The organism is uncultured Treponema sp. (assembly GCF_946187725.1).
Taxonomy (GTDB): Bacteria; Spirochaetota; Spirochaetia; order Treponematales; family Treponemataceae; genus Treponema_D.
The window spans coordinates 1-17,206 of sequence record NZ_CAMHSK010000032.1 but is presented as its reverse complement, the minus strand read 5'-3'; the positions used below and the strand labels follow the sequence as shown (position 1 = coordinate 17,206).

At 42.6% G+C, this 17,206-nt stretch carries 18 protein-coding genes and 1 pseudogene; 11 read left to right on the top strand and 8 right to left on the bottom strand.

Annotation, left to right across the window (positions count from 1 at the left end):
- Positions 1-49: 49 nt before the first annotated feature.
- The gene (locus Q0Q74_RS10770) at positions 50-1,075 is read right to left on the bottom strand and encodes a branched-chain amino acid aminotransferase (RefSeq protein ID WP_367268349.1); all 1,026 of its coding nucleotides are present in this window, start codon (positions 1,073-1,075) and stop codon (positions 50-52) included.
- A gap of 229 nt (positions 1,076-1,304) precedes the next feature.
- Here Q0Q74_RS10770 and Q0Q74_RS10765 point away from each other — a divergent pair, with 229 nt between their 5' ends.
- The 4 genes from Q0Q74_RS10765 to Q0Q74_RS10750 all read left to right on the top strand — a co-directional run bounded on the left by Q0Q74_RS10765 (position 1,305) and on the right by Q0Q74_RS10750 (position 5,417).
- Entirely contained in the window at positions 1,305-2,468 is a 1,164-nt protein-coding gene (locus tag Q0Q74_RS10765) for a flavodoxin domain-containing protein (RefSeq protein ID WP_294430730.1), read from the top strand.
- 27 nt (positions 2,469-2,495) lie between these two features.
- The gene (locus Q0Q74_RS10760) at positions 2,496-3,674 is read left to right on the top strand and encodes an iron-containing alcohol dehydrogenase (RefSeq protein WP_294430728.1); all 1,179 of its coding nucleotides are present in this window, start codon (positions 2,496-2,498) and stop codon (positions 3,672-3,674) included.
- Positions 3,675-3,742: 68 nt separating this feature from the next.
- Positions 3,743-4,657 (top strand): hypothetical protein, encoded by a 915-nt coding sequence (locus tag Q0Q74_RS10755; RefSeq protein ID WP_294430727.1) that lies wholly within the window; start codon positions 3,743-3,745, stop codon positions 4,655-4,657.
- Positions 4,647-5,417: an ABC transporter permease gene (locus Q0Q74_RS10750; RefSeq protein ID WP_294430726.1), complete on the top strand. Its 771-nt coding sequence runs from the start codon at positions 4,647-4,649 to the stop codon at positions 5,415-5,417. The genes Q0Q74_RS10755 and Q0Q74_RS10750 overlap by 11 nt, the downstream gene beginning before the upstream one ends.
- Here Q0Q74_RS10750 and Q0Q74_RS10745 read toward each other — a convergent pair.
- From Q0Q74_RS10745 to Q0Q74_RS10735, 3 genes are read right to left on the bottom strand one after another with little or no spacing between them, the layout of a single operon-like run.
- Positions 5,414-6,985: a GGDEF domain-containing protein gene (locus Q0Q74_RS10745; protein WP_294430724.1), complete on the bottom strand. Its 1,572-nt coding sequence runs from the start codon at positions 6,983-6,985 to the stop codon at positions 5,414-5,416. The genes Q0Q74_RS10750 and Q0Q74_RS10745 overlap by 4 nt on opposite strands.
- Positions 6,986-7,037: 52 nt before the next feature.
- Positions 7,038-7,454, bottom strand: coding sequence for a thioesterase family protein (locus tag Q0Q74_RS10740; protein ID WP_294430722.1), 417 nt, complete (start codon positions 7,452-7,454; stop codon positions 7,038-7,040).
- Position 7,455: 1 nt separating this feature from the next.
- Positions 7,456-8,286: a DUF2971 domain-containing protein gene (locus Q0Q74_RS10735; RefSeq protein WP_294430720.1), complete on the bottom strand. Its 831-nt coding sequence runs from the start codon at positions 8,284-8,286 to the stop codon at positions 7,456-7,458.
- A 128-nt stretch (positions 8,287-8,414) separates the two neighbouring features.
- Here Q0Q74_RS10735 and Q0Q74_RS10730 point away from each other — a divergent pair, with 128 nt between their 5' ends.
- From Q0Q74_RS10730 to Q0Q74_RS10710, 5 genes are all read left to right on the top strand, one after another.
- Positions 8,415-9,173: an adenosylcobinamide-GDP ribazoletransferase gene (locus Q0Q74_RS10730; protein WP_294430718.1), complete on the top strand. Its 759-nt coding sequence runs from the start codon at positions 8,415-8,417 to the stop codon at positions 9,171-9,173.
- Between the two features lie 91 nt (positions 9,174-9,264).
- Positions 9,265-9,660, top strand: a complete 396-nt coding sequence (locus Q0Q74_RS10725) for a Fur family transcriptional regulator (RefSeq protein WP_294430717.1) — start codon at positions 9,265-9,267, stop codon at positions 9,658-9,660.
- A gap of 2 nt (positions 9,661-9,662) precedes the next feature.
- On the top strand, positions 9,663-10,622 hold the full coding sequence (locus tag Q0Q74_RS10720; protein ID WP_294430716.1) for a metal ABC transporter substrate-binding protein: 960 nt from the start codon (positions 9,663-9,665) through the stop codon (positions 10,620-10,622).
- Positions 10,623-10,633: 11 nt separating this feature from the next.
- Complete coding sequence (locus Q0Q74_RS10715; RefSeq protein WP_294430714.1) at positions 10,634-11,368, top strand: metal ABC transporter ATP-binding protein; 735 nt, start codon at positions 10,634-10,636, stop codon at positions 11,366-11,368.
- Positions 11,369-11,410: 42 nt separating this feature from the next.
- Positions 11,411-12,250 (top strand): metal ABC transporter permease, encoded by an 840-nt coding sequence (locus Q0Q74_RS10710; RefSeq protein WP_294430712.1) that lies wholly within the window; start codon positions 11,411-11,413, stop codon positions 12,248-12,250.
- Positions 12,251-12,272: 22 nt separating this feature from the next.
- Here the strand turns inward: Q0Q74_RS10710 and mazG are convergent, their stop codons facing one another.
- The 3 genes from mazG to Q0Q74_RS10695 all read right to left on the bottom strand — a co-directional run bounded on the left by mazG (position 12,273) and on the right by Q0Q74_RS10695 (position 14,551).
- Positions 12,273-13,154: a nucleoside triphosphate pyrophosphohydrolase gene (mazG, locus tag Q0Q74_RS10705; protein WP_294430709.1), complete on the bottom strand. Its 882-nt coding sequence runs from the start codon at positions 13,152-13,154 to the stop codon at positions 12,273-12,275.
- A 2-nt stretch (positions 13,155-13,156) separates the two neighbouring features.
- Entirely contained in the window at positions 13,157-13,813 is a 657-nt protein-coding gene (gene pth / locus Q0Q74_RS10700; RefSeq protein WP_294430706.1) for an aminoacyl-tRNA hydrolase, read from the bottom strand.
- Between the two features lie 300 nt (positions 13,814-14,113).
- Positions 14,114-14,551: a hypothetical protein gene (locus Q0Q74_RS10695; RefSeq protein WP_294430704.1), complete on the bottom strand. Its 438-nt coding sequence runs from the start codon at positions 14,549-14,551 to the stop codon at positions 14,114-14,116.
- A 148-nt stretch (positions 14,552-14,699) separates the two neighbouring features.
- Here Q0Q74_RS10695 and Q0Q74_RS10690 point away from each other — a divergent pair, with 148 nt between their 5' ends.
- Complete coding sequence (locus Q0Q74_RS10690; protein ID WP_294430703.1) at positions 14,700-15,188, top strand: hypothetical protein; 489 nt, start codon at positions 14,700-14,702, stop codon at positions 15,186-15,188.
- Positions 15,189-15,271: 83 nt separating this feature from the next.
- Here the strand turns inward: Q0Q74_RS10690 and Q0Q74_RS10685 are convergent, their stop codons facing one another.
- Complete coding sequence (locus Q0Q74_RS10685; protein ID WP_294430702.1) at positions 15,272-15,583, bottom strand: helix-turn-helix transcriptional regulator; 312 nt, start codon at positions 15,581-15,583, stop codon at positions 15,272-15,274.
- Positions 15,584-15,753: 170 nt separating this feature from the next.
- Here Q0Q74_RS10685 and Q0Q74_RS10680 point away from each other — a divergent pair.
- Positions 15,754-17,206 (top strand): annotated as a pseudogene (locus Q0Q74_RS10680) (hypothetical protein); the annotation flags it as partial.

The window sequence follows — 17,206 nt, the reverse complement described above, 5'->3', positions numbered from 1 at the left end:
CCAGCCTACCCTCTCATTTTGCTTTTAAAAAAGCTAAAAATTCGCCCTATTAAGCGATTTCAACAATCCAGCCTTCTGGAGCCTTTTCGGTTCCCATCTGGATTCCGGTGAGTGTTTCACGGAGCTTTTTGAGGACAGGACCGATTTCATCCATGCCGCTTGGAACATTGATTTTTGTTCCGTGATCATCGATGCAACCGATTGGGCTGATTACGGCAGCAGTACCGCACAAACCGACTTCTACGAAATCCTTGAGCTCGTTTTTGTTGACAGGTCGTTCTTCAACCTCAATGTGCAGATAGTCTTTTGCAACCTGAACAAGTGAACGGCGTGTGATAGAAGGCAAAATGCTGTTTGATTTTGGAGTAACAAGTTTGCCGTCTTTTGTAACGAAGAGGATGTTTGCACCGCCAGTTTCTTCGATATATGTGTGTGTTGCAGGATCTGTGTACATGTTTTCTGCAAAGCCGTTTTTATGAGCGTCAACGATGTTGTGAAGGCTCATTGCATAGTTCAAGCCGGCCTTGATGTCACCGGTACCATGAGGAGCCGCACGGTCAAGGTCAGAAATGCGGACTGTGATTGGCTTTACGCCACCCTTGAAATATGGGCCTACAGGAGTAACGAGAATTCGGAACTGATATTCATCAGCAGGTTTTACACCGATTACGGCACTTGAACCGAACATATATGGACGGATGTACAAAGTTGCTCCGCTTCCAAACGGAGGTACCCATTCAATATTTGCCTTGATTGTATCGATTACAGCCTTGATCCAGCGGTCTTTTGGGAAAACAGGCATTTCAAGACGCTCACAGCTGTCCTTCATGCGGTCTGCATTCAAATCTGGACGGAATGTGACGATTTTTCCGTCTGCTGTAGTGTATGCTTTCAAGCCTTCAAAACAAGTCTGAGCATACTGCAAGACGCCCGCACATTCTGAAATTGTAATTGAGTGGTCGCTTGTGAGTCTTCCTTCGTCCCAAGCACCGTTTTTGTAATTTGCAACGAAACTTTTTGTGGTTTCCATGTAACCGAAAGGCAAATTTGCCCAGTCCAAATCCTTAGCCATAATTTTTACCTCTGTTTAACAAGTAAAGATGAAATAAGAATATCACTAATTAAAGGCTTTTTCAATATTTGGGTGCACCGGCTTACGCCGTCGGGCTTTCCGCACTTCCGCTGTTCGCTACATACCGCAAGCGGTACGCCTGACGGCGGTGCTACAATCCCTTGCACTTCTAAATTGCGTTTCGGAAAAACTGTGCTATAATATCTGCATCTTAATATCCTGGAGAAAACACATGAAAATTACAGATTCAATCAAATACATTGGCGTAGACGACCACGAAATCGACCTTTTTGAAGGCCAGTTCGATGTGCCAAACGGAATGGCTTACAATTCCTACATCATTATTGATGAAAAAATCGCCGTAATGGATTCAGTTGACGCACATTTCGGCGAACAGTGGCTCTCAAATCTCAAAAATGAACTCTCAGACCGCAAGCCCGATTACCTCGTCGTTCAGCACATGGAAATGGATCACTCTGCCAACATCAAAAAATTCGCTGAATCTTACCCGGAGGCAAAAATTGTTTCTTCAAAAATGGCTTTCGTCATGATGAAAAGCTATTTCGGCACTGATTTTGCAGACAGACAGCTTGTAGTGGCCGAAGGAAGCAAACTTGAACTCGGAAAACACACTCTTAACTTCATCGCAGCTCCAAATGTTCACTGGCCAGAAGTTATTTTCACCTATGAATCAAGCGAAAAAGTTCTTTTCTCAGCCGATGCCTTCGGTAAATTCGGTGCAAATGACTATGACGACCCGGAAGGCTGGGCTTGTGAGGCACGCCGTTATTACTTTGGAATCGTCGGAAAATTCGGTGCAAATGTTCAGGCTGTTCTCAAAAAAGCAGCGGCCCTCGAAATCAACACACTCGCTCCATTGCACGGTCCTGTTCTCTCAGGCGATGATGCAAAAGAATCACTCCGCCTGTACGATATCTGGTCAAGCTATGGAGTCGAAACTGAAGGTGTATGCGTTCTATACACTTCAGTCTACGGCAACACAAAGCAGGCTGCAGAAAAGTTCGCTGAAATCTTAAAGGTAAAAGGCTGTCCAAAAGTCGCAATTTCTGACCTTGCCCGTGAAGACACTTATGAATGTGTTGAAGATGCATTCCGCTACGGAAAACTCGTCCTTGCAACAACAACTTATAACGGCAGTGTTTTCCCGATTATGCGTGAATTCATCGAACATCTAACAGAGCGCGGCTATCAGAACCGTAAAATCGGCTTTATCGAAAACGGAAGCTGGGCACCGATGGCAGCAAAAAACATGGCCACAATGTTTGAGTCATGCAAAAACCTCACATTCTGCGAATCAAAAGCAACCATAAAGATTGCCATGAACGAAGAAACAAACGCACAGCTTGAAAAACTTGCGGAAGAAATTCTTAAATAACAGAATCATCAAATAAAGGAGTTCCGGATGAATAATTTTACTTTCTATGCACCTACAAAAGTCGTCTTTGGAAAAGGCACTGAGTCACAGGTTGGCTCGCTTGTTGCTTCTCAAAACTGCAAAAAAGTCCTGATTCACTATGGAAGCGGGAGTGTCAAAAAAACGGGGCTCCTTGACCGCGTAAAAAAATCTCTTGATGAGGCTGGCATTTCATACATCGAACTTGGCGGAGTCGTTCCAAATCCACGGCTCACGCTCGTTCGTGAAGGAATCGCGCTCTGCAAAAAAGAAAGCGTAGATTTTATTCTGGCAGTAGGTGGCGGTTCTGTAATCGACAGTGCAAAAGCAACCGGTTACGGAGCAACAAACGATTTCGATGTCTGGGATATTTTTGAAAAAAAGAATTCCCCCAAAAAGTGTCTTCCAATCGGTGTCGTTCTCACGATTGCGGCCAGCGGAAGTGAAATGAGCAACAGTGCGGTAATCACAAATGAAGACGGATGGAAAAAACGCGGAAGCAATTCCGACACATGCCGTCCAAAATTTGCGATTATGAACCCTGAGCTTACAATGACGCTCCCAACCTACCAGACCATGTGCGGTTCCACAGACATTCTGATGCATACAATGGAACGCTACTTCACAGGCAGTACAAACATGCAGATTACAGACGGAATTGCCGAAAGTCTCATGCGCACGGTTATCGAAAACACAAGGATTTTATTGAAGAATCCGAATGATTATGATGCCCGTGCTGAAATCATGTGGGCTGGAAGTCTGAGCCATAATGATTTGACCGGACTTGGTAACGGTGGTAACGATTTTGCAACGCACCGTCTTGAGCACGAACTCGGCGGAATGTTTGATGTTGCGCACGGTGCAGGTCTTGCCGCCCTTTGGGGAACCTGGGCAAGATATGTTTATAAAGACTGCCTTGCACGATTTAAAAAGTTCGCGCTCAAAGTATGGGATGTCGAGAATAGCGGCTCTGATGAAGAAATTGCCCTCAAAGGAATTGAAGCAATGGAAAACTTCTACCGCGAAATCAACATGCCTGTAAACCTTCGCGAACTCGGAATCAACGCGACCGACGAGCAAATCACGGAACTTGCAAAAAAATGTGCTGTTGCCACCGGCGGCAAAGTCGGAAGCGCAAAAGTTCTTTACGAAGAAGACATGCGAAAAATCTTCGATGCGGCCCGGTAAAACCGCATCCTTTTCAACATTTTTTTCTCTTGACCCGCAAATCTCATAGGGAGTATGATTTTCTCATTATGAAAAAAATTACATCAATCATACTCTCTGCTTTTATAGCTCTTTCTTCTGTTTCCGCTCAGGATGCAGATTCTTACGAAATCAAAGTTTCTTCACCAAACGGCTCCCCAGCTCTCGCACTTGCCACTCTGGCAGAAAAAAAGCCTGAAAACTACACATATATCGCCGCAGAAACTATTGCCGCTGAATTTGCAAACGCAAAATCTGATTTTATCGTTGCACCGGTCAATGCGGGCGCAAAACTTTACAAAATGGGCAAATCGAAGTACAAGCTGGCGGCAGTTCTCACATGGGGAAATTTGTATTTTGCATCTCAAAAAAAGAATTTCAAGATTAAAGACATCAAAAAGAATGAGATTACGCTGTTCGGCGAAAACACAATCAACGCGTCTGTAGCACTCGCCGCTCTCCAGTCAAACAAGATTTCTGCAAAAAGCGTTAATTATTTAGGAAGTGCGGCGGCAACGCAAAATCTTCTGCTTTCAGATTCAAATGCAATCGTTTTAACCGCAGAACCACTTCTTTCAGCTGCCAAAATGAAGAACCAAAAAATCATCGCATACCCGGTGAATGACTTGTATAAAAAGGCATCTGGATTCGATGGTTACGCACAGGCAGGACTTTTTGTAAAGGCCGAAACAGCTCAAAATCATGCCGAAGTTGTAAAAGACTTCCTCAAGGCCGCAGAAGAATCATGCAAAAAGTGCACGGATGACATTCCTTCTGTCGCAAAAGCTGCTGAATTGCTTGAAATCATGCCGAACGCGAAACTTGCACAGAGTGCCATTCCAAACTGTGCAATCAGATTCGTAAGTGCCAGTGAAGCCAAAAAACAGGTCGAAACTACAGCTCAAATTGACTTGAAGCAGTTTGGCGGAGCAATCCCAGCTGACAATTTTTACTATGGAGAATAAAAAGCCTGGCAGGCTAGCAAATTCACTCACATTTTGTCTCGGAATTATCCTGATTGGGCTGATTCTTCAGCTGCTCGGAAAGGCTAAGGGCGATTCCCTGGTTTTTCCGAGCGTAATTAAAATTTTAAGAACATTTTTCCGTCTTCTTGCAAGCGAACGCACCTATTTTCTTATTAAAACAACCCTCTTCCATCTGTTCATTTCTTTGTTTTTTTCTACAATTATTGCGGTTGTGATTGGAATGGCAGAAGGCTTGTGCATTTTTGTACGAAACCTTCTCAAACCACTGATGATTATGCTGCGCTCGATTCCGATTATCGTTCTGGTTGTCATTATCATGGTGCTTGCGGATTACAGCAAGGTTCCGGTGATTGCGGCAAGCATCGTTCTTGTTCCTTTAATCAGTGAAGCAACTTGCGAAGGATGCCGACGGATTGACCGAGAACTTATTGATGTCTACCGCTTAAACGGAAGTTTTTCACTGCAAATTCTGTTCAAAGTTTACATTCCGCTGATGGCAGGTTATCTGAAACAGGCTTATGTAAATGCGGTCGGAATGGGAATAAAAATCGTAATCACAACAGAGTATCTTGTTCAGACCAGAAATTCCCTTGGAAAAGCGGTCTATTCGAGCACATATTTTAATGAATATGAAGAGATTTATGCCTGGGCTTTGATTATGATTCTGCTGGTGCTCTTTTTGAGCGAAATTCCTGTTGTAGTGGCAAAATGCTGTGCCCCAAATTTAAAAAACGGCTAATCTTCACGGACAGCTTTCATTTCTTTTTTGCGGGCATACATTGCTTTGTCGGCACGGCGGAAAACATTCAAAACATTAGAGTCAACTTCGCGGTCATAGAGCGCATAGCCGAGTGCCGCAGAAACCCGCTCCCACGGTTCAAGGTCTTCATTGCGTGAAAGGCCGTCAATCCGCATGTTGAAATCGAGCACACGCATTTCGATGTTTTTGAAGTCTTCGCCTTCGATAATTACGACAAATTCATCGCCGCCAATTCTGAAGACCGGCGAATTTTTGAAAATTTTACAGGTAATTGCGCTGAGCTTTTTGATTGTGACATTTCCCTGTTCATGACCGAAAGTGTCGTTGATTTTTTTGAGGAAATTGAGGTCAATCATGACGATTCCGAATTCCTTGAAACCGTCCTGCATTTTCCATTCGATATTGCGAACTTCGCTGTCATAGGCGTTTTTGTTACGGATTCCAGTGAGCGGGTCGCGGTTGGCCAAAACATCCATCTTTTCGGCCTGTTCCTGCGTAATTTTGAGTTTTTGTGCCGTGGCGAAAAGATTTTTGATGTAATTTTCGATTTCGAGAATCAAATGTGCAGACTGGCGGTAAAGGGAAGAAATTTCGTTTTTGCCGCTGGTTTCTGCTTCGATTTTACTTGCAATATCAGGATTCTTTTCTCGTGTGTATTGCTGCAAATTCGCTTCAAGGCGAATGATTTTTTTAATGTAACGGGTATTTATGAAAAACAGCATCAGCCCGATACAGACAACAAGAACAATACCGACAGCGCTCGTCTGAACGAAAGTGTTTTGAAGAATTGCCTTGTTGACATCTTTGACTTCAATTTCCGTACCGATAAGACCAAGTTTTTGACCATTTATGATAAGCGGTGTGTAAAATGCGTAAGTGTGCCCCCAATCATTATTCCAGACTTGAAAACTGTTCTGTTTTTGGCCGGTGAACCAGGTATCCCATTGAACACGGTATTTGTCATAGTCATCGTGATATTCATCGCCAAGATAGAGGTATTTGCCCTCCATTGCTTTTTTGCCGTCAAAGCCTTTGTGGGAACGCTCACCGTCAATCATGTAGACCATGTTGTAAATATTTTCTTTTGGAACCAGATAATATGTATAAGGAAGACTGAAGGCTTTTCTCGCATTTTCAAAAGTCAGAAGCCAGTATTCGTGAATGTAAACAAAGTAGGCCATCCGAACCTCTTCTGAAAGAGAGTTGAAGCCTGTATGATTTTCGCCATCATCTGGACTTTGGGTTTGTGCAAGAAGCCGTTCATATTCACGCTGTGCCGTGAGATATTCGGTAAAATTGTAAGGAATATCGGCTTCAGCAAAATGCTTCATGTAATATTCCTGATATTTTATGAAGTCTTCGCCGGACTCCTGAATCAGATGCTCAAGGTAATCACCGATTTTTTTTACCGTGTACAGGCACTGAGCTTTATAAGACTTCATCTGACTAAAATAAGTTGCCAGCCCACTGGAGAGAAGCGCAAAAGCCGTGAATATAGAAAAAATCAACGCAAATTTGAAAAGCAGTCCATCGGTGCGTTTTTTCATTTTACGCCTCCTTTTTCTTCGATTATAGCACTTTTGAATGGAATTTGAAAATTTAATTTTCAGACAAAGATTTTAAGACTTCATGAAATTCCGGGTAATCCTTTTTGATTTGAACGATTCTGCCGCTGCCGTTGACGAAGCAATGTTCGCTGAAAGCCTCGCAGACAGTTTCGCCTTTTTCGTTTTTCATTGTGTAATTGATTTTGAATTTGATGCCGGAATATTCGGCGATTGAAACTTCGATAGAAACGGTGTCCGCAAAGGTCGTTGAATGTTTATATTTGCAGCCCACGCTGACCACCGGAGAGATTATCCCTTCAGATTCAAGTCTTGCGTAATCCCAACCGATTTGCCTCAGAAAATCAACCCTCGCCTCTTCCATCCAGCGGATGTAGTTCGAATGATGTGTGATTCCCATTTTGTCAGTTTCATAATATTGAACATAGTGAGTGTATGTTTTAATTTCCATTTTAAAACCTCCTGAGCGGACATTCAGAGAGCCTGATTTTTTCACAAAGTTCTTCCATTCCGGTCGATGCGAAATAATCTGAAAGCACATCTTTTGTAACCCGTGCTTCAGGCCCGATTCTGATTTCCGTGAACAATTCATGATAAGGAATTGATAGGTTTTTGCATACATCACGGAGCTTCAAAATGTAATATTTTTTGATATTCGTTTCTTCGACAAAAAAGTGTGGTTCCCCAAGATATTTGCTGACATCATAAGGCAGAGAAACCAGACGATATTCGCGTTCGCTTATAAAAGACGGATGCTTAAAAAGAGGCGAACTTGTAACAAGGCGATTGAAAAGCTGGCGACATTCAGGGGAATCATTTTTGACATCAGAAAGAATCAGCGTTGAAAGTTCCGACACGATTTCAAGGGCATCGCAATTTTCAGAATAATTCACTTTGTAGAGCGGTGCATGGCCTGCTTCCCCGATTTTTTCAAGAAGAGCCTTGTCAAAAGCAATGCTCACCCCCATTCCATTTTTGGCGTATCGTGCCCATTGCGCGGCATCATCACAATATTCGCTGAAGCAACTCGCATAACTTGAAAGCTTGTCAAAATCACGCAAATTTTCGATAAAAAGACCTTCAAGGCGTGCGTAATAATCAGGGGAAATTCTTTTTTTAACGGCAGATTTAAGCTCTTTGATGAAATATTGCATTTCCTGGCTGTCGTTCATTCGCCGGAGATTCCAAAGCCAAATTTCGCCGTTCGAAATGATTCCACGCATTGCATTGAAATCCGTGTAATGATAGAGACTTATGCGAGATTTTTCACTAGAAACCGGCATGGCAAAATCCTTCTTTTAAAGATATTATTTGAGAAATTGTCTGTTGTCAAATTCCGTGCTATCATGTTGCTATGAGCTGCGGTTTTTCAATAAAAAGTCTATTTTCTTCCATTATAATTGCGTTTTCCATGTTCTCTGCCGTACCAATGCCCCGAATTGAATGGAATCAAAAAAACATGCGTTACATGATGTGCGCTTTCCCTTTCGTGGGCGCTTTAATCGCCTTTTTTTGTGCAATATGGCTTTTTTGGGGATGGCGGCTTTTCGCTGTTTTTGGAAAAAACCTTTCGCCGCACATTCTTGCACTCGGTTTAACACTAATTCCAATTCTCATCTCTGGCGGAATTCACATCGACGGTTTTATGGACACCTGCGACGCACTTGCAAGCCATGCCTCTCGCGAAAAGAAACTTGAGATTTTAAAAGACAGTCACTCAGGAGCATTTGCGGTGCTGGGCTGCGTAATTTATTTTCTGTCGTTTTATATCATTTCACTTGAACTATGCACACGATTTTTGAACTTTCACATGGATTTCAGATTTTTGCTTCCTATTTTAAGTGTCTTTTTGTTTTCAAGATTTTTCAGTGCTCTTGCGGTCGCCACATTCCCAATCGCCAAAGATTCCGGCCTCGTGCACACTTTCTCAACATCCACTGCGAAATTGTTCACGGCTCTTTTCTGCGAGATTATGATTTTTATCATTTCAATCACCCTGATTTTTTTCTGCGGCCGCAACGGCATTCTCCCGCTTTTTTCATCACTGGCAGCGTTTCTTTTCTATTATCTCCTTACAAAACAAAATTTCGGCGGAATCACCGGTGACACCGCAGGCTGGTTCGTCCAAATATCCGAACTAGCAGGCCTAGCCGTACTACTTTTCGCATAGGCCGATATTCAAAACTCCCCTCTTGCATAAAATCGCGGAATTTGATTTAATTCTCGTACAATTTGAGAATCAGTCGCAATTTTGGAGATTTATGACTTATAACACGGAGCAGCGGACCGCTTTGCTCAATTTTCTTACAGAAAATCCTGACAAGACATTTTCCGCAAAAGAAATCGCACTTTCTCTGGCCGGAAAGAACATCAGTAAAAGCTCAGTTTACAGAAATCTTGCCGAACTTGAAAACGAACGGAAAATCAAGCGAATCACAAAAGCCGGAAGCAACGAGTCTTTCTATCAATTTTTCGACAATTCGGAATGCAAAAATCACATTCATCTTTCCTGCACAAAATGCGGAAAAATCTTCCATCTCGAAAGCAAACAAACCGAGCGGCTTGTGAGCGAAGTTGAAGAGGCAGACGGTTTTGAAATCAGCAAAAGCGAAACCACGCTGTACGGAACCTGCAAGGAATGTGGAACGAGGAATTAAATATGAAAAAATTGTTTTTAATCTGTGTAAATATTTTGTTGATTTTTAATTTCACTTCATGCCGTGAAAAAGCTGCGGCCGTACAAGAAGCGTCTCCAAATTCAGCAAAATTCACGGTTCTTTCCACAATTTTTCCGTCTTATGACTGGGCAAAAAATCTTGTCGCTGGCAGTGATTCATTTGCAGTCGATTTACTTTTAAAAGACGGCGTGGACATGCACTCATATCAGCCTTCAGCTGCGGACATCGTTAAAATCTCCACAGCCGATATTTTCATCTATGTTGGAGGCGAATCAGACGCATGGATTTCTGACGCACTAAAAAATGCCACAAACAAGGACATGATTGTCATAAATCTCATGGAGGTTTTAAAGGGATTCGTCAAGCAGGAAGAAATTATTGAAGGCATGCAGGGGGAAGATTCCAGCGAAGAAGATGAAGAGGAAGAATTTGACGAACATGTCTGGCTTTCACTGAATAACGCAATCGCCGCTTCAAATCAAATTGCCCGCTCTCTAATGGAAAAAGATGAATCAAATTCTTCTATATATATGGCAAATCTTGTGAGCTATATGCAGAAACTCATTTCGCTTAAAAACGAATATTCATCTGCTTTCGGTGAAAAGACAATTATTGTCTGTGACCGCTTTCCTTTCCGCTATCTGGCCGACGAATTCGGAATCAAATACTATGCGGCTTTCCCAGGATGTTCTGCGGAAACTGAGGCAAGTTTTGATACAATCGCGTTCCTTGCAGGAAAAATTGACGAGCTTGAGGCAAATTCTGTCTTTGTTACAGAAAGCGCAGACAAAAAAATTGCCAGAACGGTAGTCTCTAGTTCACACCACACTCACAGCAAAATCATCACGCTTGATTCCATGCAGTCCACCACACTCAAACAGGCAAAAAAAGGCGCCGACTACATTGAAATCATGCGTGCAAACCTTGAGGCACTTAAATAAACAGGAATTTTATGGCACAACTGACTTGTGAAAATCTTACTTTGGGGTACGACTCAAAGGTTATCATCAAAAATCTCTCTTTCAGCGTGAATGCGGGCGATTACCTGTGCATTCTTGGCGAAAACGGAAGCGGCAAATCAACGCTCATGAAGACGATTCTCCATCTCGTAAAGCCGATTGAAGGCAAAATTACGACAGGAGACGGCCTTTTGGCAGACGAAATCGGTTATCTTCCACAGCAGACCATGATTCAAAAAGATTTTCCTGCCAGCGTGCGTGAAATCGTCCTTTCGGGCTGTCAGTCAAGATGCGGCAAACGCCCTTTCTACATAAAGTCAGAAAAATTACTGGCGGCCAAAGCAATAGCGAAAATGGGAATTTCCGACCTTGCAAAAAAATGTTACCGGGAACTTTCCGGCGGCCAGCAGCAACGGGTTCTTCTTGCGCGTGCATTATGCGCCACACAGAAAATGCTCTTTCTTGACGAGCCAGTAAGCGCACTTGATCCAGCCGCACAGAAAGAAATGTACTCGCTCATTGAAAGCCTGCACAACGAGGGCATTACAATCATCATGATTAGCCACGATGTGGAAGCCGCCCTAAAATACGCGACGCATGTACTTCACATAGGCGAAACCATTTTCTTTGGAACAAAAGAAGAGTTCATTCACAAAACCACCTGCCCCGACTGCAACGGCCAGATAAAAAAAATCCTGTGGAACGGAAAACGGAAAGTTGAAAGCTGAAAGATTAAAGCGGAAAGTTGATTTTTTTGAGGAGATTTTTTTATGATTGAGGACATTATCACCACATTTCACCTTAATTTTCCCTTCGTGCAGAGGGCTTTTATCGTCGGCATTTTGGTTGCGCTCTGCTCGTCTCTGCTTGGGGTTACGCTCGTCCTTAAACGATTCAGCTTTATCGGTGATGGACTGAGCCATGTCGCTTTTGGTGCGATGTCCGTAGCTGCAGTGCTAAATCTTACAAACAATATGTACCTTGTTCTTCCGGTTACAGTTATTGCCGCAATCCTTCTTTTGAGAACAGGTAAAAATACAAAGATTCAGGGAGATGCCGCAGTCGCAATGATTAGCGTGGCTTCGCTTGCACTCGGCTATCTGATTATGAACATCTTTAAGCCATCAAACAATCTTTCGGGTGATGTATGCACAACGCTTTTCGGCTCGTATTCAATTCTCACGCTCACACCGGGCGAAGTCTGGCTCTGCGTTGGTCTTTCAATCGCCGTAATCGCAGCATTTTTCATATTTTACAATAAGATTTTTGCCGTTACCTTTGATGAATCTTTTGCACAGGCAGTCGGAACACACGCGAGCGTCTACAATCTCGTGATTGCAATCATAATCGCCGTGATTATCGTGCTTGCAATGAATCTTGTCGGCTCTCTTTTGATTTCCGCACTCGTAATATTCCCGGCACTTTCGGCAATGCGAGTTTTCAAAAGCTTCAAATCAGTCACAATCTGCTCTGTAATCATAAGCGTAACCTGCTCGCTCGCAGGATTATTGATTTCGGTTCCGGCCGGCACTCCAGTCGGTTCAACAATTGTTGCCGCTGATTTGCTTTGCTTCTTCGCATTCTACATTGCAGGAAAGATTAAAAGCTGATTTTAGCAATTGGCTCAAAAGGCTACAGTTTTTCGTTTTTGGCCCGATTCCAAATGTCCATCATGTCACGATGATTCTCGTGAGTCATTTCAAGATTTTTAGCCTTCATACCATCTTCAACACGCCTGAAACGGAATTCGAATTTTCGCATTGCCTTTTCAAGTGCGATGCTTGGGTCAACTCCAATCCAACGACCATAATTTATAAGACAGTGAAGGACATCGCCGTATTCTTCTTCAAGATGGAGCTGGGCCTTTTTCTGCTCTTCGGTCGGATTCGTAACAGTGAGAGGCTTTGAACCATCATAATGATTTAAAAGTTCAACATCAATCAAAGCATCGTGCATTTCGGCAAGTTCCTCACAGAACTTCATTTTGACTTCAGAAAGAGAATTCCAGTCGAAACCAGCTTTTGACGCCTTCTTAAACTCCTTGAAAGCCTTTAAAATCGGCGGGAAATTTTCTGGAATAGAGGCGAGGAGAGATTCAGTTTTTCGCCCCTCAACATTTTCCTTGATTCGTTCCCACTGATTCAACACCTTTTCTGGATTGCCGGCAACATCTTCTTTAACTTCAGACTGCCCTTCGCTCTGAGCAAAAACATGCGGATGACGACGGACAAGCTTTTCAGAAATCGCATTGATTGTTTCATCGACAGTGAACAGACCTTTTTCTTCAAACATGTACGCAATCAGCACGACATTAAGAAGCACATCGCCAAGTTCTTCCTTTACATGCTCAGAATCTTCCTGCGTAAGTGCGTCGATAGCCTCACAAGTTTCCTCAAAAAAAGTAGAACGCAATGAAAGAGGAGTCTGCTCGCGGTCCCAGGGACACCCCTTCCGCACAGCTTTTACAACTTCAAAAAATTTATCGAATGTGTTGTTTATGGTCTTTTCCCTCATTTTTATTTCTCCACGATTTTCTTTTTGCTCCAGCCCTGCAAAATTCTGTTGGTGTCAGTGGAAAGAAGCAGCTTGCAGAACATTTCGTTAACAGGAACAAATTCCTGCGAAAGAATGATACGCTCGTCAGCCGTGAAATTTGAAAGCACATAGTCAGCAATATTAATATTCGCCGGTTTTGAAATGCCGAATCTGAGCCGCCAGAAATCCGCCGTTCCCAGAACAGCCTTTGCCGAACGAAGCCCGTTGTGACCGCCCAATCCGCCACTCCATTTGAGACTCACCGTGCCAATAGGAAGCTCCAGTTCATCATGCACGACAAGAATTTCATCATTATTGATTTTGAAAAAACGCGCAAGCTCCCCGATAGACTCACCGCTCAAGTTCATGTAAGTAAGAGGCTTTAAAAAGTAGATTTTTTCGGGAGCTTCATCCGGAACGCGAGGTGTACCGCCGTCTTTTGTAGTAAGAACGCCAGTCTCGCCCATCCATTCAGCAAGAGTCCGCGTCTCAACACAGGCATAATCGCCCTTGAACTTGTTCTGAAAATAAAATTTACTATAGAAAGGAAGCTGCCCCGCAAACTGCCAGGCGACATTGTGCCGCGAATTCTTGTACTCTTCGCCATAATTTCCCAAAAAAGCGACAAGTCTAATCATAGGAAACATTATAACGCAAAAAGAAAAAAAGTAAAATTGTTGTGTGGGGGGATTTTTTTTGTGTGAGGGGGGATGTTTTTATATGCTTTTAAGCTGCTTAATTTCCAGAATATTCTGAACAAAACCTACGGCGGCTCTTTCATCGATTCCAAATAAATTGGTGATATTACAGTGCGATGATTTCTCTTCAGAAATAATATCTATTTGCGAAGAAAGAACGCAGAAACAAGGACACCTTTTTCATCAACTTGAGTAGGTCGACAATATCTGACAATTTTTCCATTGGATTTATTGAACATGTCACAACCTGTTGAATACCGAGATTATCTCGTCCGCAATGCCGACACACTTGTTTACCAAACGGCCGTCCTTCACCGCAACCAAAGAAATCTGTTTTTCGCCGCCAAAACGAACTGTGACCATTGTGTAATCACCATAATTATCCCATTCCGCTACAAGAACTCCCGAATCATCTAATCCAAGTCGGGGAGATTCTTCCGTAACCAATTTTGGAAAAACAGAATGAAAAAGAGAAACCGACAAACTGAATAATTCAGAATCCTGGTCTTCGTCTAAGTTTTCTGACAAAAATGCAATTCTATTTTCAATTGAAGAGTTTTGCTCGAATGTTTTGCTTTCACGCAAAGAGTTTGCAATTAGGGCAAGGAGATTTATTTTTTGTGCATAAGACATAGCAAGAACTTGTGCAGAAACTTGATTGTACATTTCGTATGGCATAGCAAAACCTCCTAAATTAAATATAGCACAGAAAAATAGCGGGGGCAAGAATCGGAATGTCATTACTGCCTTTACCTTCTAATCTTCTCCTTCAAGTGAAAGCCCAGTTTTTCAAGTTCTGGTTTTTCTGATATAGTTCTTTATACTTATGGAAGAGAGCATTCAATACAAAGACAATTATGTTCTGACTTCAACTGGAGAAAAGGATTTCGGTGAAATTACCCCTGAAATTGCAAGAATTATTCATCGAGAGCAGGGGAAAATTCGTCTTGAAATTGGATTTCAAAAAGATGGTCGCGGTTATGGAGAAAAGCATATTGAGCGGCCCGACAGGTTGAAACAGTTAAAACACAATGGTTTTAATTGTGCACGAGATTTTATTGAATATATCGCCAAAGATTATGATGCCATTTTTCAAGGTGAAGGAAACAATATTGTTATTGTAAAAATCGGAAAAAACTCAAATATTGCATTTTTGGCACTGAAACAGAATGAAAACGATAAGGTCATTTATTGGACTGTAGAAAGTGCGTTTATTTCCAGACCTGATTATCTGAAAAACAAAACACCACTGTGGGAAAAAACCGACAGTGGCATTACCAAAAGAGCCGGAAAGGGCGCAGTCCAATCATCTTAAAAAGACCCCTCGCGCAATCACGGGCAACTCTTTCAAATATATAATAACAGACTGTTCCGATTTGTCAATCTGCCTAACTGCCTTTACCTCCTAATCTTCTCCTTCAAGTGAAAGCCCAGTTTTTCAAGTTCCTCGTCTATAACTTTGTCGATTTTGGTGAAAAGGCTGTCATCGCCTGAGAATTCGTGCGGAGTGTAAAAGAATGTCGCTGGCGTAATGTTGAAGATGATACAAAGTGCGTCCAAAAGCTCGGCGGTGACGAAAGACTTGCCGTTTTCGATTCGGCTGAGGTGGCTCGGAGTTATTTGAAGTTTTTCAGAAAGTTCTTCTTGCGTGATTTGATTTAATTTTCTGTAATGTTTTAGATTTTCGCCAAAAATTGCTTTTACATTCATGCTGGAAATTCTACAAAGAGGAAAGCGTATAAAAAATGATATTAAATACAAGTTTTTAACTATAATTTGGGTTAAAAGTCAAATCAAGATTGAAAATTAAACATTTGATGCTATAATTTAAGCTAAAGATGATGTTAAACATCAACAAAAATATTCAAGGAGTGTCAGATATGAATAAATTTTTGGGATTTTTTGCTTCATTTTTAATTCTGTTTGCTTCGTGTTCTTCTGATATAGAGAATGCGGGAGCTGATAACAAAGAGACGAAGGCTACCGGGAAAATCTCAGGCGTGGTAACATACTCCAATGTCGCTGAAAGTCAAAATGACGGCATCGTGGTTACGCTCGACAAAACAGACGGCTTGAATACCACGGCAGTAACAAAGTCGATTGCAAGGGGAGCCTTAATAAATTCAGCACGAACAATCGTATCATCTTACATAACCTCTTCCGATGGCTCGTATTCTTTCACAAATCTTGAAGCCGGAACATACACTGTCTATGCCGCAAGTTCATATTCCAAAGAAAAAGCAGTGTATACCAATGTTGTGGTACGCGCTGCCGAAACAACCGTTGTTGACGCATTAAAACTTACCGCAACAGGAAATATCACTGGAACAATTACAATAGATGGAAAATCTTCTGGAAATACAGGCTTCTTGGTTTTCGTTGCAGGAACAAGTTTTATGGCGATGACCGATGATACCGGAAAGTACGAAATCACAGGAGTTCCTGCGGGAAAAGGCTATCAGATTGTAGCCATGAAAAATGGAGTCATTCACAATCTGAGTTCTAATGTCACTGTAATGGCTAATGGCTCTGCGTCAATGGCGGATAATGATTTCTCAAGCACAGAACTTGAAGCTGGACTCAAAGGCGATAAAGGAGACACTGGCGAACAGGGAATTAAAGGTGAGAAAGGTGAATCTGGTACAGACGGCAAGGACGGCGTTGACGGCAAAGACGGAATCAGCATGCTCTGGCTTGGTGCTTTTGATTCTTCTGATGAAATAGAAAATCCAAAATATTTGAATGCATATTTTAATACGAAAGACGGATGTTCATATATTTACACAGGCAGTGAATGGACATTACTTGCTCGCTCTGGGGCAAATGGTGCCGATGGTAAAGACGGAACTGATGGCAAGGATGGAACTGATGGTACTGATGGTACTAACGGCACGAATGGCAAGGACGGCACAAACGGAAAGGACGGAGCAAGCATCGTCTGGCTAGGCTCATTTGCTTCGGCTTCGGAAGTTGCAAATCCTGTGGTTCTTAACGCATACTACAACACCACTGACGGTTGCTCATACATCTACACGACTAATGGTTGGACTCTTCTTGCAAAAGCGGGAGCAAACGGTTCGGACGGAACAAATGGTACTGACGGAACTAACGGCACGAATGGAACAAACGGAAAGGACGGAGCAGGCATAATTTGGCGAGGCTCGTTCGCTTCATCTTCGGAAGTCACGGAGCCTGTAGTTCTTGACGCATACTACAACACAACGGATGGTTGCTCATACATTTACACAACCGACGGTTGGACTCTTCTTGCAAAAGCAGGAGCAAACGGTTCGGACGGAACAAATGGTACTGACGGAACTAACGGCACGAATG